Source organism: Ruminococcus bovis (assembly GCF_005601135.1).
Lineage (GTDB): Bacteria > Bacillota > Clostridia > Oscillospirales > Acutalibacteraceae > Ruminococcoides > Ruminococcoides bovis.
This window is the reverse complement of the sequence record NZ_CP039381.1, coordinates 1433227-1451150: the sequence shown is the minus strand read 5'-3', so window position 1 is coordinate 1451150 and position 17924 is coordinate 1433227. Positions and strand designations below refer to the sequence as shown.

The window sequence follows — 17924 nt, the reverse complement described above, 5'->3', positions numbered from 1 at the left end:
TTTATTGTTCTATTCTATAAAATACTTTGACAAATTAGGTTTTTCAATTTTGTTTCTGCGTTACGATAAATTAATTTTGCAAATTTGGTTTTTTCAATTTTGTCTGTTGGTAAAGGTGAGAATGATAAATTTGGGTTTGTGGTACTAGATGTAAAGTGTTAAATTTTAGCAAATAAGGCTCCCTTGTGTAAAGGGAGCTGTCGCTCGTAAATTGGAAGAATGACAATTTACTCTTAAAGAGCGACTGAGGGATTGTTATAGTACATACTATTTACTATATCAATTTTATTCGATAGATAACTTTTATCTAATCGTACACATTTTATATAGAGAACACAATCTACCGTGACAATCCCTCTGTTTTGCATACGCAAAACATCTCCCTTTACACAAGGGAGGGTAGATTATAATAACAAGTGCAACACTAAAAAAATAGACAATATGAAAACCAACGTGTAAAATGTAGTTGCAACACCAAACATAATACGGAGGTAATCATATTGTCATATACACATCTTACACTAATTGAAAGAGAATGTCTACAAGAATTTTACTGGAAAGGATATAGCATAAGAAAAATTGCAAAAATACTTGAACGAAGTCCTTCTACAATCAGCAGAGAATTAAAACGGAATTTTAGTAAAAAACGCAAACACTATCATTCTTGGGGCGCACATGTAAAATATTTAGTAAGAAGAAAGGATTGTCATAGAAAAATAATTTACTCATATACACAGATATATATAATTATGTATTTGATAAATTACATTCCTTTTGGTCACCGAAATAATAGCCGATAAATGGAATTTAAATCATAATATAAAGATTTCTTTTCTTCTATTTATCGTGCAATTCGTTCCAAATTATTCCCGGTATTTCACCTGCATCACATCTTAGAAGAAGAGGAAAACCTTACAGAACTGAGCGTAAGACCTACACTAAACATTCTGAAAAAATCAATTCATAATCGTGATTCTGTAATTGATGAGAGAGGAAGATTTGGTGATTATGAGGGAGATACAATTTACGGTTCAGTTGGAAAAGGCTATCTTGTTACTGCTATTGATAGAAAATCAAGATTTCTTGTAGCTGCTACCTGTAAAGATAAATCTATTTCATCAATTAATTCAGCTTTTAGAGAAGCTTTTGAAAAGCTTCTTTAAAAATCAAGCCACTTACATTAACTTTAGATAATGGTTCTGAATTTAACGGATATGCTGATATTGAAAAAGATTTAGATTTAGAAATATATTTTGCAGATGTTCATGCTCCTTGGCAACGAGGTTCAAATGAAAATATCAATGGACTATTAAGATTTTTCTTTCCAAGAGGTACTGATTTCAGAAAAGTCACAAGAGCACAACTTGATGCAGTCCTTGATAAAATCAATAATAGACCTAGAAAATGTTTAGACCTTCTTTCACCTATTGACTATTTTAATCAAAGTGTTGCACTTGGTTTGACAATCTAAGGAGACTGGCGAATATGTACAAATTCAAGGTAACTACATAGGACAAAATAACAACAAACTATAGGCTTACAGTCGTAGGGGCGAACACTGTTCGCCCGTTTAATAGTAAAATATATTATGTAACTTTGTCCTATGTAGAAACTAGAAATTATCACTTGCTATATAGGGCAATGTACCTCTATAAAGGCTGATTTGCTCGGTCCACCAATGGTGGACCCTACACCTGTGAGTCATAGTTTCATATTATTTTAAGGTATATATTCTCACTATAAATTTATGTTTATAGCCGATTGAATTTAAAAGAAATATGCCTTAACACCACAACTAAAATTAAAAAGACAAACCCTAATTTGTGAAACAGGCATTCCTTTTTCTACATTCAAAATTAAAAATAAAAAACAAAAGAAAAGCCTTGGAAACTAAGTTTCCAAGGCGTGGCGCGCTGAAAGGGACTCGAACCCCCGACCTACTGGTTCGTAGCCAGTCACTCTATCCAGCTGAGCTATCAGCGCATTTCAGGGCAGTCATTTTCGACTGCCCATATATAATAACACATCTTTTTAAAAAAATCAACCCTTAATCCATAAAGAAATGTAAAAAAGCTAAATAAGCCATATAAACATCAACTTTACTTACGATTTCAAATGGAGCATGCATAGAAAGTACAGGCACACCAAGGTCAACTACATCAACATTCATATTAGCAACATACTTAGCGATAGTACCACCACCACCAAGGTCAACCTTGCCAAGTTCACCAACTTGCCAAATAATATTGTTGCTTTCAAGCATTGAACGAACTTCACCCATATATTCAGCTGAGGCATCACTTGTGCCACTTTTACCTCTAGCACCTGTATATTTAGAAATTACAACGCCTTCATTAATGTATGAACAGTTCTTTGGTTCAAAACAACTTTCATAAGTTGGGTCAACTGCTGCATTAACATCAGCTGATAGACACTTACTCTTTGAAAGAACTCTATAGCCTTCTTCACCCTCAGACTTAGCTAGGTCATAGATAAAGTATCTTAGGAAGTCACTCTGCATACCTGTGTTACCATCAGAACCTGTTTCTTCTTTATCAGTTAGATAAGTGATACAAGTCTTGTCAGGAATACCGGCATCAATAATAGCCATTAGTGCAGGGTAAGCACAAACTCTGTCATCATGGCCATATGAACCAATCATACTTCTGTCAAAACCAATATCTCTAGCCTTAAAAGCAGGTACTAAAGTTAGTTCTGCTGATAGGAAGTCATTTTCAGTAAAGCCATACTTATCATAAAGTAACTTCATTGTGTTTAGCTTTACCTGTTCACCATCTTCATCACTATATGGACGGCTACCTACTAGGCAGTTTAGATCTTCACCTGTAAAAGCTGAACCTAAAGTTTTCTTAGCCTGTTCTTGACCTAGATGTGGAAGAATATCTGTAATGCAGAAACATGGATCATTTTCATCATCACCAACAGAAATATCAACATAAGTACCGTCAGTCTTACAAACTCTACCGTGTAAAGCAAGTGGAATTGTTGTCCACTGATACTTCTTGATACCACCATAGTAATGAGTTTTAAATAAAGCCATACCGTCCTTTTCGTATAATGGGCTTGGCTTTAAGTCAATTCTTGGTGAGTCAATATGAGCAATAGAAAGTAGTACACCATCTCTTGTACCCTTTCTACCGATAACTGCAAGACCTACTGCTTTGTTACGGTTTACAATATAAATCTTATCACCGGCAGAGTAAGTTCTGTCAGGGTCATATTCTTCAAAACCGTTTTCTTTAGCCTGAGCAACTGCTTCAACAACAGCTTCTCTTTCTGTTCTTGATTTATTTAGGAAATCCTTGTATGGTTCACAAAATTCATCAGCTTTTTCAATTTCACTATTGCTGATTGAGTGAATTTTCCTTTTACCTGACATTAGGATTTCATCCATTAGTGTCTTTGAATCTTCATTAGACATAATATCATTACCTTTCCTTATATATTTCTATATATATTTTCTTGGCACTTTCAACCTTTTCCACATAATTCTCAGTTTCCGGATAAACTATAACACTTAAAGTTTTACCGTCAAGACTACATTCAGGGTCATTTAGCCAATTATCAACTGCACCGAAACCGGCATTATATGCTGCTACGGCAGTATTTTCAACATTATCATATCTATCTAACAGATAGCTTAAAAAGTATGTTCCAAACTTAATATTCACTTCAGGGTCGTACAAATCAGACTCTTTGTATTTTGTGTTGTCATTAGGAATATTATTCTGTAAAAAATCAAAACATTCCGGAGTAATCTGCATCAGACCTTTTGCACCTGCACCGGACTCACTATCCGGTTTAAAGTGACTTTCAGTACGGATAACTGCATATACAAGGTTATCATCCACACCATAAAGGTCACTGTACTTTTCTACAATCTGTGAATACTTCTTCGGGTACTGAATTTTTTTAATATCGTTTACCTTGTCATTAATAGAATCATTTCCACCAAAGATATGAAAACATAAAACTGTAACTAAGGCAACTATGGCTGTAAAGAACACCAACAAAATTAAGGTAGCACAACCACTCTTTTTCCTTTTTCTCTTGGGTTTTCTATTAATCATATTATAAACCTACTACTTAGTTTTAGATACCGAATTTTACAAAATAGCTTTTACAACACTTTCAACCTGTGACTTTACTTCATCAAGGCTACCGTTATTTTCAATTACATAATCAGCCTTTGCTCTGTAAAAATCATCACTATGCTGAGCATTTATCCTATCCATAGCTTGTTCTGTTGTAATAGCATCCCTAGAAATTATTCTCTTTACTCTGGTATCTAGGTTAGAGAGAATTGCAAGGGTGTTGTTGCAAAATCTTTCTCCATTACTTTCAAAAAGTACAGGAGCATCTAATATAAACTTATCGTAACCTTTGTGGGAATATTCCTCTATTTCCAAAAGTGCCTTTTCATATATATATGGGTGAGTGATTTGGTTTAGCTTTTTGGTTGAATTTTCATCAGCAAAAGCTCTTTTTGCCAGTAGCTTTCTATCAAGCACATTATCTTTAACCACATCATCACCAAAGGTTTCCTTGATTTTAGCTAAAACAGGACTTCCTTTTTCCATAATATTTCTTGCAATTTTGTCTGTATCTACTGTGTGGAAACCATACTGTGCAAACATTTTTGCAATAGTAGATTTTCCTGAACCTGTAGGTCCTGTTAATCCTAAAACATAAGCATCAGCATTAAAAATTCTAAAAGCTGATGAACGGATTAATCTGTTATAAACTGCAAGGGACACACCATCTGTTCTAGGTAAAGGAGCAAAAACCTTTTTGATTTTTTCTTCTTTATCTATCTTTCTAAGTACATCAAAAATCTTATGTGCGTGGGACTTATAATCGGTTTTTGAACCTATAGGGAATGTTTCACCATTAATATATTTTTCATCTTCATCAAAGCAAACTACTGCTGTACTTTCATCAATATCTCTGTTTACAAAGTCAACAAAGTTGTTGCCTCTGACTAAATACACTTGAGCCTTAGGTGCATAGTGCTTGTACTTCATTCCGGGAGAAGAGGCTTTCTTACCTTCAGCCAGTTTATGAAGAACTGCATCATCAACTGCAACTTCACCTAATACACTTTCAAGCTGTTCAAGTGTAATTCCACCTGGTCTTAAAAGTCTTGGTGGGTTTGTTGCTAAAGTGACAACTGTGCTTTCAACACCAACTTCACATTCACCACCATCAAGAATTGCATCAACCTTACCCATAAGGTCATTGATACAATGTTCTGCAGTAGTTGGGCTTGGTTTACCTGAAATATTTGCAGATGGTGCTGCAAGTGGCTTACCTGACTTTTCTATTAATGCTCTGGCAGTTTTGTGACTAGGGCATCTGACTGCTACTGTTTCAAGTCCTGCTGAAACCTCATCAGGAATACAGTCACCCTTTGGCAAAATAATTGTCAAAGGTCCGGGCCAAAATTTGTCAGCCAACTTCTTGGCATCTGCTATAAACTCTTTATAAAGTTTAAGGTCAATAGCCATTTGAGCTGATGAAACATGGACTATCAAAGGATTATCCATTGGTCTGCCTTTAGCTTGAAAAATCTTTCTAACTGCCTTTCCGTTTAAAGCATCTGCTGCTAAACCATAAACAGTTTCTGTTGGCATAGCAACAAGTCCACCCTCATTTATAATCTTTGCTGCAATAGAAATATCCTCAATGTTATCCTTTAATAATTTAGTATCCATTTTACTTATTTTCCATACTTTCTTTTAGTTTTTCTGCTCTATCGTATGCAATCAAAGCATCTATAATCTCATCAATATTACCGTTTAGAATATCGTCAAGTTTGTAAAGTGTAAGACCTATTCTGTGGTCGGTTACTCTTGATTGTGGGAAGTTGTAAGTTCTGATTTTTTCACTTCTGTCACCTGAACCAACCTGACTTTTTCTATTTTCGGAAATCTCTGCATTTTGTTTATCTTGTTCAATCTTCAGAAGTCTTGACTTTAGAACCTTTAGGGCTTTGTCCTTGTTTTTGTACTGACTTCTTTCGTCCTGACACTCAACAACCATACCTGTAGGTAAATGAGTAATTCTGATAGCTGATGAAGTTTTGTTAATATGCTGACCACCTGCACCTGATGAACGAAATGTATCAATCTGTAAATCATTAGGGTTAATGTCAATTTCAACATCATCTGCTTCAGGAAGAACTGCAACAGTTACTGCTGAAGTATGAACTCTGCCTGATGACTCGGTTTCAGGTACTCTCTGAACTCTGTGAGTACCACTTTCATACTTTAGCTTACTGTAAGCACCCTCACCGTTAACCATAAAGGAAATTTCTTTGTAACCACCTAAGCCTGTTTCGTTAGAAGAAAGAATTTCAATCTTAAAACCATGCTTATCGGCATACATAGAGTACATTCTGAAAAGATCACCTGCAAATAGGGAGCTTTCTTCACCACCTGTACCACCACGAATTTCCATAATAACATTTCTTTCATCGTTAGGGTCTTTAGGCAAAAGAAGAATTTTTAATTCTTCCTCAATACCGTCCAGTGAGTCCTTTGCCTCATCCATTTCCATTTGAGCAAGTTCTCTGATTTCCTTGTCTTTTTCTGTTTCCAAAATTTCAAGGCTATCTTTAATTGTCTGTTGTGCTTTCTTGTATTCTCTATACTTTAGCACAATTGGTTCAATAGACTTTACTTCCTTCATAATTTCATTAAACTTGGTTGCATCTGAGGCAACTGTTGGGTCATAAAGTCTGTTATTTAATTCATCATATCTTTTACTAAAAATTTCAATTTTATCAAACATATTATTCCCTGATTATCTTCTTAATATTTTTTTCTGCTTTACTGCGAGGTATCATAATTTCGTGACCACATTTGTCACATCTTATCTTGAAATCCATACCTACTCTTGTAACAGTAAAAATTTTGTTTTGACAAGGATGAGCTTTTTTCATTTCAATTTTATCATTAACTCTAACATCCATAAGTTTACACCCACCTTATTCAATATTTTTATTCATATAATTATATCATAATGTGCAATATATATCAAGAAAAGGCATTGCACAATTTAGTATTTTGTGTTAAAATCACTTTGGGTGAAAAAAATGGAATATAAAATCAAAACTAATTATACAAAAGATATGATAATCGACTTTAAGAGATTTACTCTAAACAAAAAGTCATTTCTAAAACCGGCAATTCTTTACTTGCTATGTATTGCAGTAATTGTATGTTCATTTATCTACAACAGAAAGTTTGAACTTAACTTTACTACAGTTATCTATCCGGCTATTGCAATTATCGGTGGTATTATCATCACAATGGTTTACTATGTAAAGCCTAAAAGTGATATTAGCCAACTTGAAAATAAAGAAGTTGAATACATATTTAACAACGAAGGTGTATTGCTTGGTGAAGATTTAGTAAAGTATGAAGATTTCTTTGGTATTTATGAAACTACTGATTACTTCTACTTCTTCGTTACTGACGGTGAAGGTTTCTTAATTGACAAAGAAGTATTAGACTTTGACCTAAAGTCAATTTTAGAAAACAGTAATATTAATAAGAAAAAGTTAAAATTACTTAAGAAAGCAAAATAAAAATTAAGTCCGTATTATTACGGACTTTTTTCATAGATTTTTTTATAATAGGTGACATATGGAAATTAAAATTTGTGGACTGACTTCTACTAAAGAAGCAGAATACTTAAATGAAAACAATGTTGACTTTGCAGGAATGGTAATGTTCTTTCCTAAAAGCAAAAGAAATATAGATGAAAATAAAGCAACTGAAATTATAAATACACTTGACAAGAACATTAATAAGGTTGCAGTTACAGTTTCCCCTACTTTAGAACAAGTTAAAATAATTGAAAAGTTAGGTTTTGACTACATTCAAATTCATGGTAAGTTAGAAAACAGTATTATTGAAAATACTGATATTCCAATACTGAAAGCCTTTAATGTAAAGGATATTGATGAATATGATAATTTCAAAAATATTAACAAAATAAAAGGTTTTGTTTTTGATGCTCAAGAACCGGGAAGTGGAAAAACATTTGATTGGAACACATTAAAAACTTTTCCTAAAAGTGATAAGCTGATGATACTTGCCGGTGGACTAAATCCTGAAAATGTAGCTAATGCAATAAAGGTTCTAAATCCTGATTGTGTTGATGTTTCTTCCGGTGTTGAGAATGAAAACGGTATAGGTAAAAGCAAAGAAAAAATAAATATGTTCGTTACAAATGCAAGAAAAGTCAGCCGTTAAGCTGACTTTTCTCTTTTTGGGATTTAAATATATGATTTAATAGGGTTATTTTGGGTAATTTTGTTTACATTACTTTGCTACTTCAAATCCGGTGTAAAGAACTTTTTCTTCAGATTCATTTGTGTTATCTTTAGAAACCTCTACTTCTGTTGTTTCTTCAACACCATCTTTGCCATTTTCACTTTCACTAATTCTTTTTTCTAACTCTTCACTTTCTTCTTTTGAAATAAATTTTGAACTACCAACAATAGTTTCTTCCTTTGTTGTACCGTCAGTAAACTTTGCCTTAACAGTTATTTTTAGGTCTTTCATAAAAATGCTCATAGCCTTTTGATACTGTTCATCATTAGATTCAGGCATAAAGCCTTTATCTAAAGTTTTAATTTCTGACTTACTTAAAGAAGATGAATCACCATAAAGATCTAAGTAAACAGTTTTGTATTTAGATAAATTTTTATAGCTTACAGTTTGTGATTTTTTCTGTTCAACTTCATCAACTATTTTATTTTTATCAAAATATTCAGGTCTCTCAGTACCATGAGCATATACAACTAAATCACCCTTACTTACTGTATAGGTGATTTCATCAATGTTTTTACCTTTGCAATTAACTGGGAATGTAAACTCATAGTTCCAATCAGCATCATTAGTATAGGGATCACCACCCTGATTAACTATATAGCAACCTGAACCGTCAAGAGAAACCTGTGAATCTTTGCTATTAGCTTTATTACTATCAGCAGTTTTCCTACTGATTTCTGCTGCATTAACATTAAGTACAAAACTGTTACTATTACCACTGGTTTTGTCTTTGCTACTCTTATTGTTGTCAAACTGACCTAAGGCAAATGTACTGCCAACTGCTACTGCACATACTAAACCTGCTGCTACAAATGCTAAAGGTTTCTTAACATTTCTCTTCTTTTCAAAACTCACAACATTATCCTCCTGATTTACCTTATCATAAAGGCTTTTAAGATTTTCTTTACTATCTTTAGGAAGGGTTGCTTTATCAAGTGCATTCTTGTAAATTTCTTTCATTATAATAACCTCCCTCAATAAGATTTTTCTTCAACTTATTTCTGCCTCGTTGTAATTTTGAACTGATAGTGTTCTGATTTTTCCCAAGAATTTCTGCAATTTCCTTTATTTTATATCCCTCATAATAATACAAGTAGATAATATTTCGGTAGTCCTTAGGTAGTTTCATAATTTCGTCCATAAGGACTTTTTCTTCGTCTGTATATGAAATCACCTGTGAATCAATAGGTACAGTATTTTTTCGGAAAAAAGATCGTCTTACATCAAGGCATTTGTTGATTGTCACTCTGATTAGCCAAGACTTTAAATGTTCAGAATCTTTGAAAATTTTACCCTTTGACTTTAGCAAAGAAATAAAAACTTCCTGAACAACATCCTCTGCATCAGCAATGTTACATAAGTTTTGATAAGCTATTCTAAAAATCATATCGGAGAATTCTTCAACAACTTTATTGTAATCATCTCTGGTAAGTGGATTAAACAATCTCTTAACCTCCTTTCATAAATAAAACGAATCAAAAGTCCTTTTTAGTGCAATAAATTTAAAAATTTTTATTTTCTACAATTAAATTCAAACAATTCTATTTTTTGCATTATATCTATCTTTCTATTATTATAGTATAATCCTTATTAAAAAAGTCAGCAGTTAAGCTGACTTTTCTTGTAATATTCAGTTATAGTCTTTGGTAATATGTTTCTTCATAAAGGCAAATTTTGGGGTGTGGGGGATGTTTTAATATTTAAAAGTGTAAACTATGTCCTTTCTCTCTTATATGCCAAGTTATTGCACAATCAATAATACAACACTATTTTGTAGCATAAACAGTACCGATTTTTATATCATATTAAGGTTTACAGTTGTAGGGGCGAACATCGTTCGCCCGTTAAAAAGTGTGATAAATAGGGGTTTTTCGTCCTATTTACAGACTATAAATTAAAAATATCTACATAGGGCAATATACCAATAAAGAGGCTGATTTGCTCGGTCCAACAATGTTGGACCCTACACCTGTTAGCCACAATATAAAGATAGTATAAGGTATGATATTTTTGTAAATTTTCCTTTATGTTAAATGAAAATAAACTTTTCTCTAACCACAATAAAAGCTAAAAAACAAATTTACCTTAACCCACAGACAAAATTGAAAAAAACAAATTTATCTTAACAAACAAAATTGAAAAACTAAAAACAAAAATTATTCCACAATATAATCTCTGATTTTGGAATACATTTCTTCGCTGATAACGGCATCAATTAAAAGACCATCAGCAACATATTCTTCGCTATTAAGGATACACTTTTCACGAATTTCAGCAGAGATACCTAACTTATCAAAAGGCAAAAGTGCCTTAACTCTCTTAACTTTAACAGGTAAGTTATCTTCTATTGCGTGTAAAAGTTCATCAATTCCCTTACCTTCTTTTGCAGAAATTCTAACACCTGTGCCTATCTGTGGTACTGTAACACCACCTGAAACAAGGTCACATTTATTCAGTACCGGAATAATCGGTGTGTCCTTGCAACCTAAACTTTCCAGAAGTTCTCTTGTTACCTTTAGGTGCAAAGATGCCTCTTCACTGCTAACATCACAAACATTTAGGATAATGTCTGCCTCTGCTGCCTCTTCCAAAGTTGAACGGAATGCATCAACCAAATGGTGAGGTAGTCTTCTCACAAGTCCTACTGTATCAATCAGCATAACAGTTACACCGTTAGGTAGCTTTAATGCTCTTGATGTTGGGTCAAGGGTTGCAAAAAGTTTGTTCTCTGCAAGTACACCTGCATCTGTTAGATAGTTCATAAGGGTACTTTTACCGGCATTTGTATAACCAACAATTGCTACTGTAATAACATTGTCTTTTCTTCTTCTTTTTCTAAGTTGTTCTCTATGGTGTTCAACATCTTTTAGTTGTTCCTTTAGAGTTTCCATTCTTCTTCTAATATGTCTTCTGTCAGTTTCAAGCTTAGTTTCACCCGGACCTCTTGTGCCGATACCACCACCAAGTCGGCTCATTGCAGTACCCATACCGGTAAGTCTAGGCATCATATACTTTAACTGTGCAAGTTCAACCTGTAATTTACCTTCTTTACTTCTTGCTCTCATTGCAAAAATATCAAGAATAAGCATTGTACGGTCAATTACTCTTACACCGGTTTCTTCTTCAATATTTCTAATCTGAGTTGGAGAAAGTTCACTGTCAAATATAAGCAAATCAATTTCTTGACTTTCACAAAATTCACTGATTTCAAGGAGTTTACCTTTGCCAACATATGTTGCAGTTTCAGGTCTGTCTAGGTTTTGCATAACAGTTGCTACTGTTTCAGCACCGGCAGTCTTTGCCAGTTCAACAAGTTCAAGCAGAGAAGTATCTGCATCATATTCACCTGTATTAACACTAATGAGAACTGCTCTTGTTACCTTTTCTTCATTACTTTTTAGTTCCATAATAACCCACCTTTCCTTAACTAATATGGTTATATAAAAAATATCTAACTTAAATTTCTTTATACACTTTAAATTATGTGTTTATTGTAGTATAATATAATTCAAATATTTTGTAAACTGCTAAATTAGTTTACGCAATTTATTAAAGAGGTCAAAGAAAATGGACAAACAATTTGATGTAGTTATAGTAGGTACAGGTGTTGCAGGACTTTATGGTGCTTTAAAGTACCCTGAGGATGTTTCTGTTCTACTACTTAGTAAAAAGGAACTTACTTTAAGCAACAGTAGTTTTGCACAAGGTGGTGTTGCAGCTGTTCTTGACAAAAACCACGACAACTATAAATTACATATAGCAGATACTTTAATCGCAGGTAAATATAAGAACAACCTTTCTGCAGTTGAAAAGCTGGTAACAGAAGGTCCTGATGATGTTCTAAAGTTAAAGGAACTTGGTGTTGACTTTGACAGAGATAAAGACGGCAACCTACTTGCAACTTTAGAAGGTGGTCATTGTCGTAACCGTATTGTACATCACAAAGACTCAACAGGTAAAGAAATTGTAGATAAGCTACTTCTTGATGTAGAAGCTAAGAAAAATATTACAATTTGGGACAATGCACTTGTTTATTCTATTGATAAGGTTGAACATGGTTTCTACCTTGGCGTTATGAGAAACGGTGAAGAATATTCTATCGGTACATCATACTGTGTACTTGCTACAGGTGGTATCGGCAGAGTATATAAATACACAACTAACTCAGCTATTGCAACAGGTGACGGTATTACATTTGCATATATGCTAGGTGCTAACATTAAGCATCTTTCAAGAGTTCAGTTCCATCCTACTGCTTTTGACAGTAAAAGTGACAGAGAAAGATTTTTGATTTCTGAGGCTGTTCGTGGCGAGGGTGCTATTCTTCTTAACCATGATGGCAGAAGATTTATGTTTGACTATGATGAGCGTGGAGAACTTGCTCCTAGAGATGTTGTTTCTCATGCAATTATGGAAGAACAGAAGAAAACAGGCAGTAGCAATTTCTACCTAGATATTACTGCTAAAGACCCTGAATTTGTAAAAAACAGATTCCCTATGATTTATTCAAGATGTCTTGAAAAGGGTATTGATATTACAAAGGATTGGATTCCTATTTATCCTTGTCAGCACTACCTAATGGGTGGTATCAATGTTGACCTAGATGCAAGAACATCTGTTGACAGACTATATGCTTGTGGTGAATGTTCTCATACAGGTGTACATGGTGCTAACAGACTTGCAAGTAACTCTCTACTTGAGGCACTTGTATTCTCCAGAAGAGCAGCAATTGACATTACAGACAGACTTCATAAGGGTGGCAAGAAACCTCTTGGTGAAGAACCTGATAACAAGAATATTGCCGGTGAAAAGCTACCTACAGGTATCCGTACAAGAATTAGAGAAATTATGCAGGATACATACTTTGTTATTCCTAACCTTGATAATGTTGACAATGCATATGAAGAAGTAAAGGATATTCTTAACAAGTTAAATAACACAAATTACGAAATCACTCCTGATTTTGTAGAGGCAAGAAGTCTTGCAACTGTTGCAAAAATTATTCTTGAAGAAATTAAGGAAGGTATCAACCTATGATATTAAATCAATTTTATGTAGATAATCTAATCAAAACTGCCCTACTAGAGGACATTAACTATGTTGACATTACAACAGATTACCTTATCCCAGAAGATCAGGAAAATGAAGCAAAGTTCCTAGCAAAAGCTGATGGTGTACTTTGTGGTATTGAAGTTGCATTAAGAGTATTTACTCTAATCCAACCTGATTTTCAGTATGAAGTTTTCATCCACGATGGTGAAGAAGTTAAGAAAGGTGACATTATCGCAAAAATCAAGGGCAAAACAAGAACTATCCTAAAAGGTGAAAGAACTGCTCTTAACCTACTTCAGCATATGAGTGGTATTTCTTCAATGACAAACAGAATTGTTAAGATTGTTGAAGGCACTAATGCATCTATTGCAGACACAAGAAAGACACTACCGGGTATGCGTCCATTACAGAAGTATGCAGTAACAGTTGGTGGTGGCAAGAACCACAGATTTAACCTAAGTGATGCTGCTATGCTAAAGGACAACCATGTTGATGCAGGTGGTGGCATTACTAATGCAGTAACAAAGTTACGCACAAAGTTAGGTCATATGGCAAAGGTTGAACTTGAAGTCAGAACTCTTGATGAACTAAGAGAAGCACTTTCTGTTGATGTTGATGTTATTATGCTAGACAATATGGATAATGACACAATGAGAGAAGCAGTTAAAATTGCTGACGGTAAAGCACTACTTGAAGCATCCGGTGGCATTACAGAAGAAACAATCCGTGGTGTTGCAGAAACAGGTGTTGATATTATTTCAATCGGTGCATTAACTCACTCAGTAAAAGCATTTGACATTTCACTAAAGATTATTTAATCTTAGTTTTTGATTTTCTGATTTTTAAACTAAATATATAAGTTATGCGATTATAATAATGCAGTAAATTTATTACTTTTTAGTATAAAAATCAAGATAAGTTATTGATGTTAATTATTGATATTAATTATTGATTTCAAGATATTTTTTCATAACTAATTTCCATAGAAAAAGGTGTGTAGTTTCCTACACACCTTTTTCTTCTTTATTATCTTTTTTAAAAACTAAAACATCTTCAACTTTGCAATCTAATATTGTACAAAGGTCGTTTAAAGTTACTGTACTAATAGGTTTATCATGTTTCAATCTATCAAGTAAACTTCTACTAATATTATATTGTTTTATTAGTTTGTAAGTAGAAATATTTTTTTCTTTTAAGGTTTTATATAGTGGTTCATAAGAAATTATAACAATCACCTCTATATAATTCTATTTCAATACTATTTTTGTTGACAATTGTCTATATATAGAGTATATTTATATTATCGGTATATAGAGCATATACAAGTATTTTATAAAATGAGGGATGAATATGACTACTGAAAAAATCAAGGAATATCTGGGTATGGTTCTAGATATGGAAATGTCTTTGTATGTTCAAGACAAAACTTTACAAAATCTTTATCGTGTATATAACAACTTAGGAAAGAAAAAAATAATACCTATTCCGGAGAAAGAAGTAAGTAAAAAAGATACCGGGGAATATATGAAAGGTGCAGGAATAATCATCGGATTTATCGTTGCAATGGTATATGGTATTTACAGAGTAGTAAATAATCATTCCTCAGGTGGTTTAAGTTCTATTTTTGATATTTTCGGAATGATGATAATGATATTTATTGTTGGCATAATTAGTGGTCTTGTTGGTGCTGCAATTGTAGGACCAATTATTAAGTCTATAGCAGAAGTAAATGAACAAAAAGAACTGGACAGAATATATAGTATCAAACTAAAAGAATACAATAGAAAGGTGGAAATTGATAATAAAAGAGTAAGAAGTGAAATGCCTGAAAAAAATAAAGTTTTATCTCAAATTGAAATATTAGATAAACAATATCAGGAAACTGAAAAGAATCTTATGGAATTGTATAGCTATAATATTATACATAATGATTACAAAAGAGATATTGTAGTTATCAGTTCATTCTATCAATATTTTTGTAAGGGAATAACATTAAGTTTACAATTTGACCCTAATACAGGTGATGATGGGGCTTACAAAATTTATGAAAATGAAAAGCGTTTAAATCTTATTATATCTAAAATTGATATAGCTATTCAAAAACTTAATGAAATTGCAACAACACAAACTGTTCTTTTTGATGCAATTAACAAGGCTAATCATACTATTGATAGATTGAGTAATGATATTAATAATAATCATAAACATTTATCTGCTCAAATCAATGAACAAACTGCTATTGAAGAATATCAGCACGAAAGAATATTAAAAGAACTAGAATATCACAATTTTATGGATGCTATTTATAGAAGAAAATAGTTATAAAAAAGGTGTGTAGTTTCCTACACACCTTTTTCTTCTTTTAATTTTGATTGTGGGTTATGATAAATCAGTTCTACAAATTTGGGTTTGTCTTTTTAATCTTGATTGTGGGTTAGGGTGAATTTGTTTTAAATTAAATCGGCTATAAAGAAAAATTCATAGTGAGAATATGTACATAAAATCATATAAAACCCTGACACACAGGTGTAGGGGACATCATTGATGTCCCATTACAAACTATCCTAAATAAATGTATTATGCCCTATGTAGATATTATAAATTTATAGTCTGCAAATAGGACAATAATCCCATAGGTATCACACTTTTTAACGGGCGAACAGTGTTCGCCCCTACAGTGTAACTCAAAATTCTTGTTACATTTAATAGTTAGACATAAAGGAAAATCTCAGCCTAGATGGAATTTTTCTTTATTTGAAATTATAAATTTTTAGAAAAATTATGAGTTACAGTTGTAGGGGACATCATTGATGTCCCGTTACAAACTAGCCTTTATATAGGTACTTTGCCCTATATGGTAAGTTATAATTTTTAGTTTCTACATAGGACTAAGTTACATAAAACATTTTACTATTAAACGGGCGAACAATGTTCGCCCCTACATCTGTGAGCCATAATATGATATAAAAATCGGTACTGTTTATTCTACAAAATATTGTTATATTATTAATTGTGCAATAACTTGGTATACAAGAGAGAAAGGACATAGTATACACTTTTTAGTATTTAAACATCACCACAAACCCAAATTTATCTAACTAACCTTTAAACTCAAACAGAATAAAGAACTAAATTATCTCCCCTAAAATTTCGATTGCTTTTTCTAATTTTTCTTTTTGGATACCGGAATAATTCACAATCATAAAGTGGTGGCAATCCTTATTTTCTTTATGATAATACTGACTTAAAAATCTTGCGTTTATATTCTTTTCTTTTAGTTCCTTGATAAACTGTTCATCGGACTTTTCTGTATTTATTTTCATTAGGAAGTGAAAGCCTGACATATTCTCAACAATGCTGATTTTGTCCTTAATTTCACTATTCTTAAACACATCCATAATTTCCTTTTTTCGTGATGAATACTGCTTTTTCATTCGTGAAATGTGTCGTTCAAAATACCCGTCACTAATGAAATTCGCCAAAGTATATTGCTCAAAACTAGGAACAGTACATGAAAGAAAATTCATTGTTTCTCTATATTTTTTCAATAAATGAAGTGGCAAAACCAAGTAACCTATTCTCATTGACGGTGCAATAGTTTTGCTAAATGTGTTTAGGTAAAGGACTCTTTCATTCTTATCGGCTGAAAACATTGTTTCAATAGGTTTGCTACCTTTGAACTCACTGTCATAGTCATCCTCAATTATATAACCGTCATTTTCATCAGCCCAGTTAAGAATTTCATTTCTTCTGTCTACCGGCATAACAATACCTGTTGGGTACTGATGGCTGGGACTTATATGCACAACACTTGCATTGCTTTCTTTTAACTTTTCATAGCTGATACCCTTATTGTCAACATCAATATATTCTGTTGCAACCTGATTCATTTGATAAATTTGACTAATTCTATTGTAGCCGGGATTTTCCAATGCATAGGTTTTGTTACTGCCTACAAGCCTAATAATTACAGAATAAAGGTACTCAGCACCTGCACCTATAATAACCTGTTCGGGATATACTTTCATACCACTATGGTGGAAAAGATACTGACAAAGTGCTTTCCTTAAAATTTCAGCACCGTTATACGGTATAGGGTTAAGCAATTCACTTTCATAATCAAGTAAAGCTTTTCTCATTAACTTACTCCAAACAGAAAATGGAAAGTCACTACTGTCTGTTGCATTACCACTAAAATCAAACCATGGTATAAACTCTTTAAAATCAAGTTCAGACAATTGGAAGTTAGTTACCTTTTGCTGAGTTTTAATAGGTACAACAAAGTAACCACTTTTAGGCTTAGTATATAAATAACCCTCAGATACCAAAAGTTCATAAGCACTCATTACTGTTACAACACTAACACCAAGGTGTGTTGACAGACTTCTCTTTGAAGGTAACTTTTCATCCGGCAAAAGGCTACCAGAAAGTATATCATCCTTTATACAATGATAAAGGTACTGATAGGCTGGAGTTTTCTCTCTTTTTGACATATCATAAGTTAACATA

The 17924-nt window shown here is 32.9% G+C and carries 15 protein-coding genes, 1 tRNA gene and 1 pseudogene; 6 read left to right on the top strand and 11 right to left on the bottom strand.

The window, feature by feature from the left end; translation table 11 throughout:
• Window positions 1-500: 500 nt before the first annotated feature.
• Window positions 501-1471: pseudogene (locus tag E5Z56_RS12310) on the top strand (IS30 family transposase).
• A gap of 435 nt (window positions 1472-1906) precedes the next feature.
• On the opposite strand, the gene E5Z56_RS06785 reads toward E5Z56_RS12310, so the two are convergent.
• The 6 genes from E5Z56_RS06785 to E5Z56_RS06760 form a co-directional block, all read right to left on the bottom strand.
• Window positions 1907-1983 (bottom strand) — tRNA-Arg (locus tag E5Z56_RS06785).
• Window positions 1984-2047: 64 nt separating this feature from the next.
• Window positions 2048-3442 (bottom strand): aminopeptidase, encoded by a 1395-nt coding sequence (locus E5Z56_RS06780; RefSeq protein WP_138157155.1) that lies wholly within the window; start codon window positions 3440-3442, stop codon window positions 2048-2050.
• A 7-nt stretch (window positions 3443-3449) separates the two neighbouring features.
• Complete coding sequence (locus E5Z56_RS06775) at window positions 3450-4091, bottom strand: lytic transglycosylase domain-containing protein (protein WP_138157153.1); 642 nt, start codon at window positions 4089-4091, stop codon at window positions 3450-3452.
• A 36-nt stretch (window positions 4092-4127) separates the two neighbouring features.
• Window positions 4128-5735 carry an L-threonylcarbamoyladenylate synthase gene (locus E5Z56_RS12070; RefSeq protein ID WP_175405405.1) on the bottom strand — a complete coding sequence of 536 codons (1608 nt, stop codon included), beginning with the start codon at window positions 5733-5735 and terminating at the stop codon, window positions 4128-4130.
• A gap of 1 nt (window position 5736) precedes the next feature.
• The gene (prfA, locus tag E5Z56_RS06765) at window positions 5737-6813 is read right to left on the bottom strand and encodes a peptide chain release factor 1 (RefSeq protein ID WP_138157151.1); all 1077 of its coding nucleotides are present in this window, start codon (window positions 6811-6813) and stop codon (window positions 5737-5739) included.
• A 1-nt stretch (window position 6814) separates the two neighbouring features.
• On the bottom strand, window positions 6815-6994 hold the full coding sequence (locus E5Z56_RS06760) for a DUF951 domain-containing protein (protein ID WP_138157149.1): 180 nt from the start codon (window positions 6992-6994) through the stop codon (window positions 6815-6817).
• Between the two features lie 123 nt (window positions 6995-7117).
• Here E5Z56_RS06760 and E5Z56_RS06755 point away from each other — a divergent pair, with 123 nt between their 5' ends.
• Both E5Z56_RS06755 and E5Z56_RS06750 read left to right on the top strand, forming a co-directional pair.
• On the top strand, window positions 7118-7612 hold the full coding sequence (locus E5Z56_RS06755; protein WP_138157147.1) for a YcxB family protein: 495 nt from the start codon (window positions 7118-7120) through the stop codon (window positions 7610-7612).
• A 58-nt stretch (window positions 7613-7670) separates the two neighbouring features.
• The gene (locus E5Z56_RS06750) at window positions 7671-8282 is read left to right on the top strand and encodes a phosphoribosylanthranilate isomerase (RefSeq protein WP_138157145.1); all 612 of its coding nucleotides are present in this window, start codon (window positions 7671-7673) and stop codon (window positions 8280-8282) included.
• A gap of 69 nt (window positions 8283-8351) precedes the next feature.
• Here the strand turns inward: E5Z56_RS06750 and E5Z56_RS06745 are convergent, their stop codons facing one another.
• From E5Z56_RS06745 to hflX, 3 genes are all read right to left on the bottom strand, one after another.
• Window positions 8352-9323 (bottom strand): hypothetical protein, encoded by a 972-nt coding sequence (locus E5Z56_RS06745; protein WP_138157144.1) that lies wholly within the window; start codon window positions 9321-9323, stop codon window positions 8352-8354.
• Window positions 9295-9807, bottom strand: a complete 513-nt coding sequence (locus tag E5Z56_RS06740; RefSeq protein ID WP_138157142.1) for an RNA polymerase sigma factor — start codon at window positions 9805-9807, stop codon at window positions 9295-9297. Before E5Z56_RS06740 ends, E5Z56_RS06745 begins: the two co-directional genes overlap by 29 nt.
• A gap of 712 nt (window positions 9808-10519) precedes the next feature.
• Entirely contained in the window at window positions 10520-11770 is a 1251-nt protein-coding gene (gene hflX / locus E5Z56_RS06735; RefSeq protein ID WP_138157141.1) for a GTPase HflX, read from the bottom strand.
• A gap of 160 nt (window positions 11771-11930) precedes the next feature.
• Between hflX and nadB the strand changes: the two genes are divergently transcribed.
• Both nadB and nadC read left to right on the top strand, forming a co-directional pair.
• Window positions 11931-13400, top strand: coding sequence for an L-aspartate oxidase (gene nadB / locus E5Z56_RS06730; protein ID WP_138157139.1), 1470 nt, complete (start codon window positions 11931-11933; stop codon window positions 13398-13400).
• Window positions 13397-14233: a carboxylating nicotinate-nucleotide diphosphorylase gene (nadC, locus tag E5Z56_RS06725; RefSeq protein ID WP_022505206.1), complete on the top strand. Its 837-nt coding sequence runs from the start codon at window positions 13397-13399 to the stop codon at window positions 14231-14233. The genes nadB and nadC overlap by 4 nt, the downstream gene beginning before the upstream one ends.
• 186 nt (window positions 14234-14419) lie before the next feature.
• Here the strand turns inward: nadC and E5Z56_RS06720 are convergent, their stop codons facing one another.
• Window positions 14420-14650: a helix-turn-helix domain-containing protein gene (locus E5Z56_RS06720; RefSeq protein WP_232842412.1), complete on the bottom strand. Its 231-nt coding sequence runs from the start codon at window positions 14648-14650 to the stop codon at window positions 14420-14422.
• Window positions 14651-14765: 115 nt separating this feature from the next.
• Here E5Z56_RS06720 and E5Z56_RS06715 point away from each other — a divergent pair, with 115 nt between their 5' ends.
• Window positions 14766-15734 (top strand): hypothetical protein, encoded by a 969-nt coding sequence (locus E5Z56_RS06715; protein WP_138157138.1) that lies wholly within the window; start codon window positions 14766-14768, stop codon window positions 15732-15734.
• A gap of 809 nt (window positions 15735-16543) precedes the next feature.
• On the opposite strand, the gene pdxR is transcribed toward E5Z56_RS06715, so the two are convergent.
• Window positions 16544-17923: a MocR-like pyridoxine biosynthesis transcription factor PdxR gene (gene pdxR, locus E5Z56_RS06710; protein ID WP_138157136.1), complete on the bottom strand. Its 1380-nt coding sequence runs from the start codon at window positions 17921-17923 to the stop codon at window positions 16544-16546.
• Between the last annotated feature and the right edge of the window lies 1 nt (window position 17924).

Excerpts from the sequence above, each read along its gene's own strand:
- E5Z56_RS06750 (WP_138157145.1), top strand. The coding sequence starts at position 7,671 with ATGGAAATTAAAATTTGTGGACTGACTTCTACTAAAGAAGCAGAATAC.
- E5Z56_RS06745 (WP_138157144.1), bottom strand. The coding sequence starts at position 9,323 with ATGAAAGAAATTTACAAGAATGCACTTGATAAAGCAACCCTTCCTAAA.
- E5Z56_RS06760 (WP_138157149.1), bottom strand. The coding sequence starts at position 6,994 with ATGGATGTTAGAGTTAATGATAAAATTGAAATGAAAAAAGCTCATCCT.
- E5Z56_RS06780 (WP_138157155.1), bottom strand. The coding sequence starts at position 3,442 with ATGTCTAATGAAGATTCAAAGACACTAATGGATGAAATCCTAATGTCA.
- hflX (WP_138157141.1), bottom strand. The coding sequence starts at position 11,770 with ATGGAACTAAAAAGTAATGAAGAAAAGGTAACAAGAGCAGTTCTCATT.
- nadC (WP_022505206.1), top strand. The coding sequence starts at position 13,397 with ATGATATTAAATCAATTTTATGTAGATAATCTAATCAAAACTGCCCTA.
- prfA (WP_138157151.1), bottom strand. The coding sequence starts at position 6,813 with ATGTTTGATAAAATTGAAATTTTTAGTAAAAGATATGATGAATTAAAT.
- E5Z56_RS06755 (WP_138157147.1), top strand. The coding sequence starts at position 7,118 with ATGGAATATAAAATCAAAACTAATTATACAAAAGATATGATAATCGAC.
- pdxR (WP_138157136.1), bottom strand. The coding sequence starts at position 17,923 with ATGTTAACTTATGATATGTCAAAAAGAGAGAAAACTCCAGCCTATCAG.
- nadB (WP_138157139.1), top strand. The coding sequence starts at position 11,931 with ATGGACAAACAATTTGATGTAGTTATAGTAGGTACAGGTGTTGCAGGA.
- E5Z56_RS06775 (WP_138157153.1), bottom strand. The coding sequence starts at position 4,091 with ATGATTAATAGAAAACCCAAGAGAAAAAGGAAAAAGAGTGGTTGTGCT.
- E5Z56_RS06715 (WP_138157138.1), top strand. The coding sequence starts at position 14,766 with ATGACTACTGAAAAAATCAAGGAATATCTGGGTATGGTTCTAGATATG.
- E5Z56_RS12070 (WP_175405405.1), bottom strand. The coding sequence starts at position 5,735 with ATGGATACTAAATTATTAAAGGATAACATTGAGGATATTTCTATTGCA.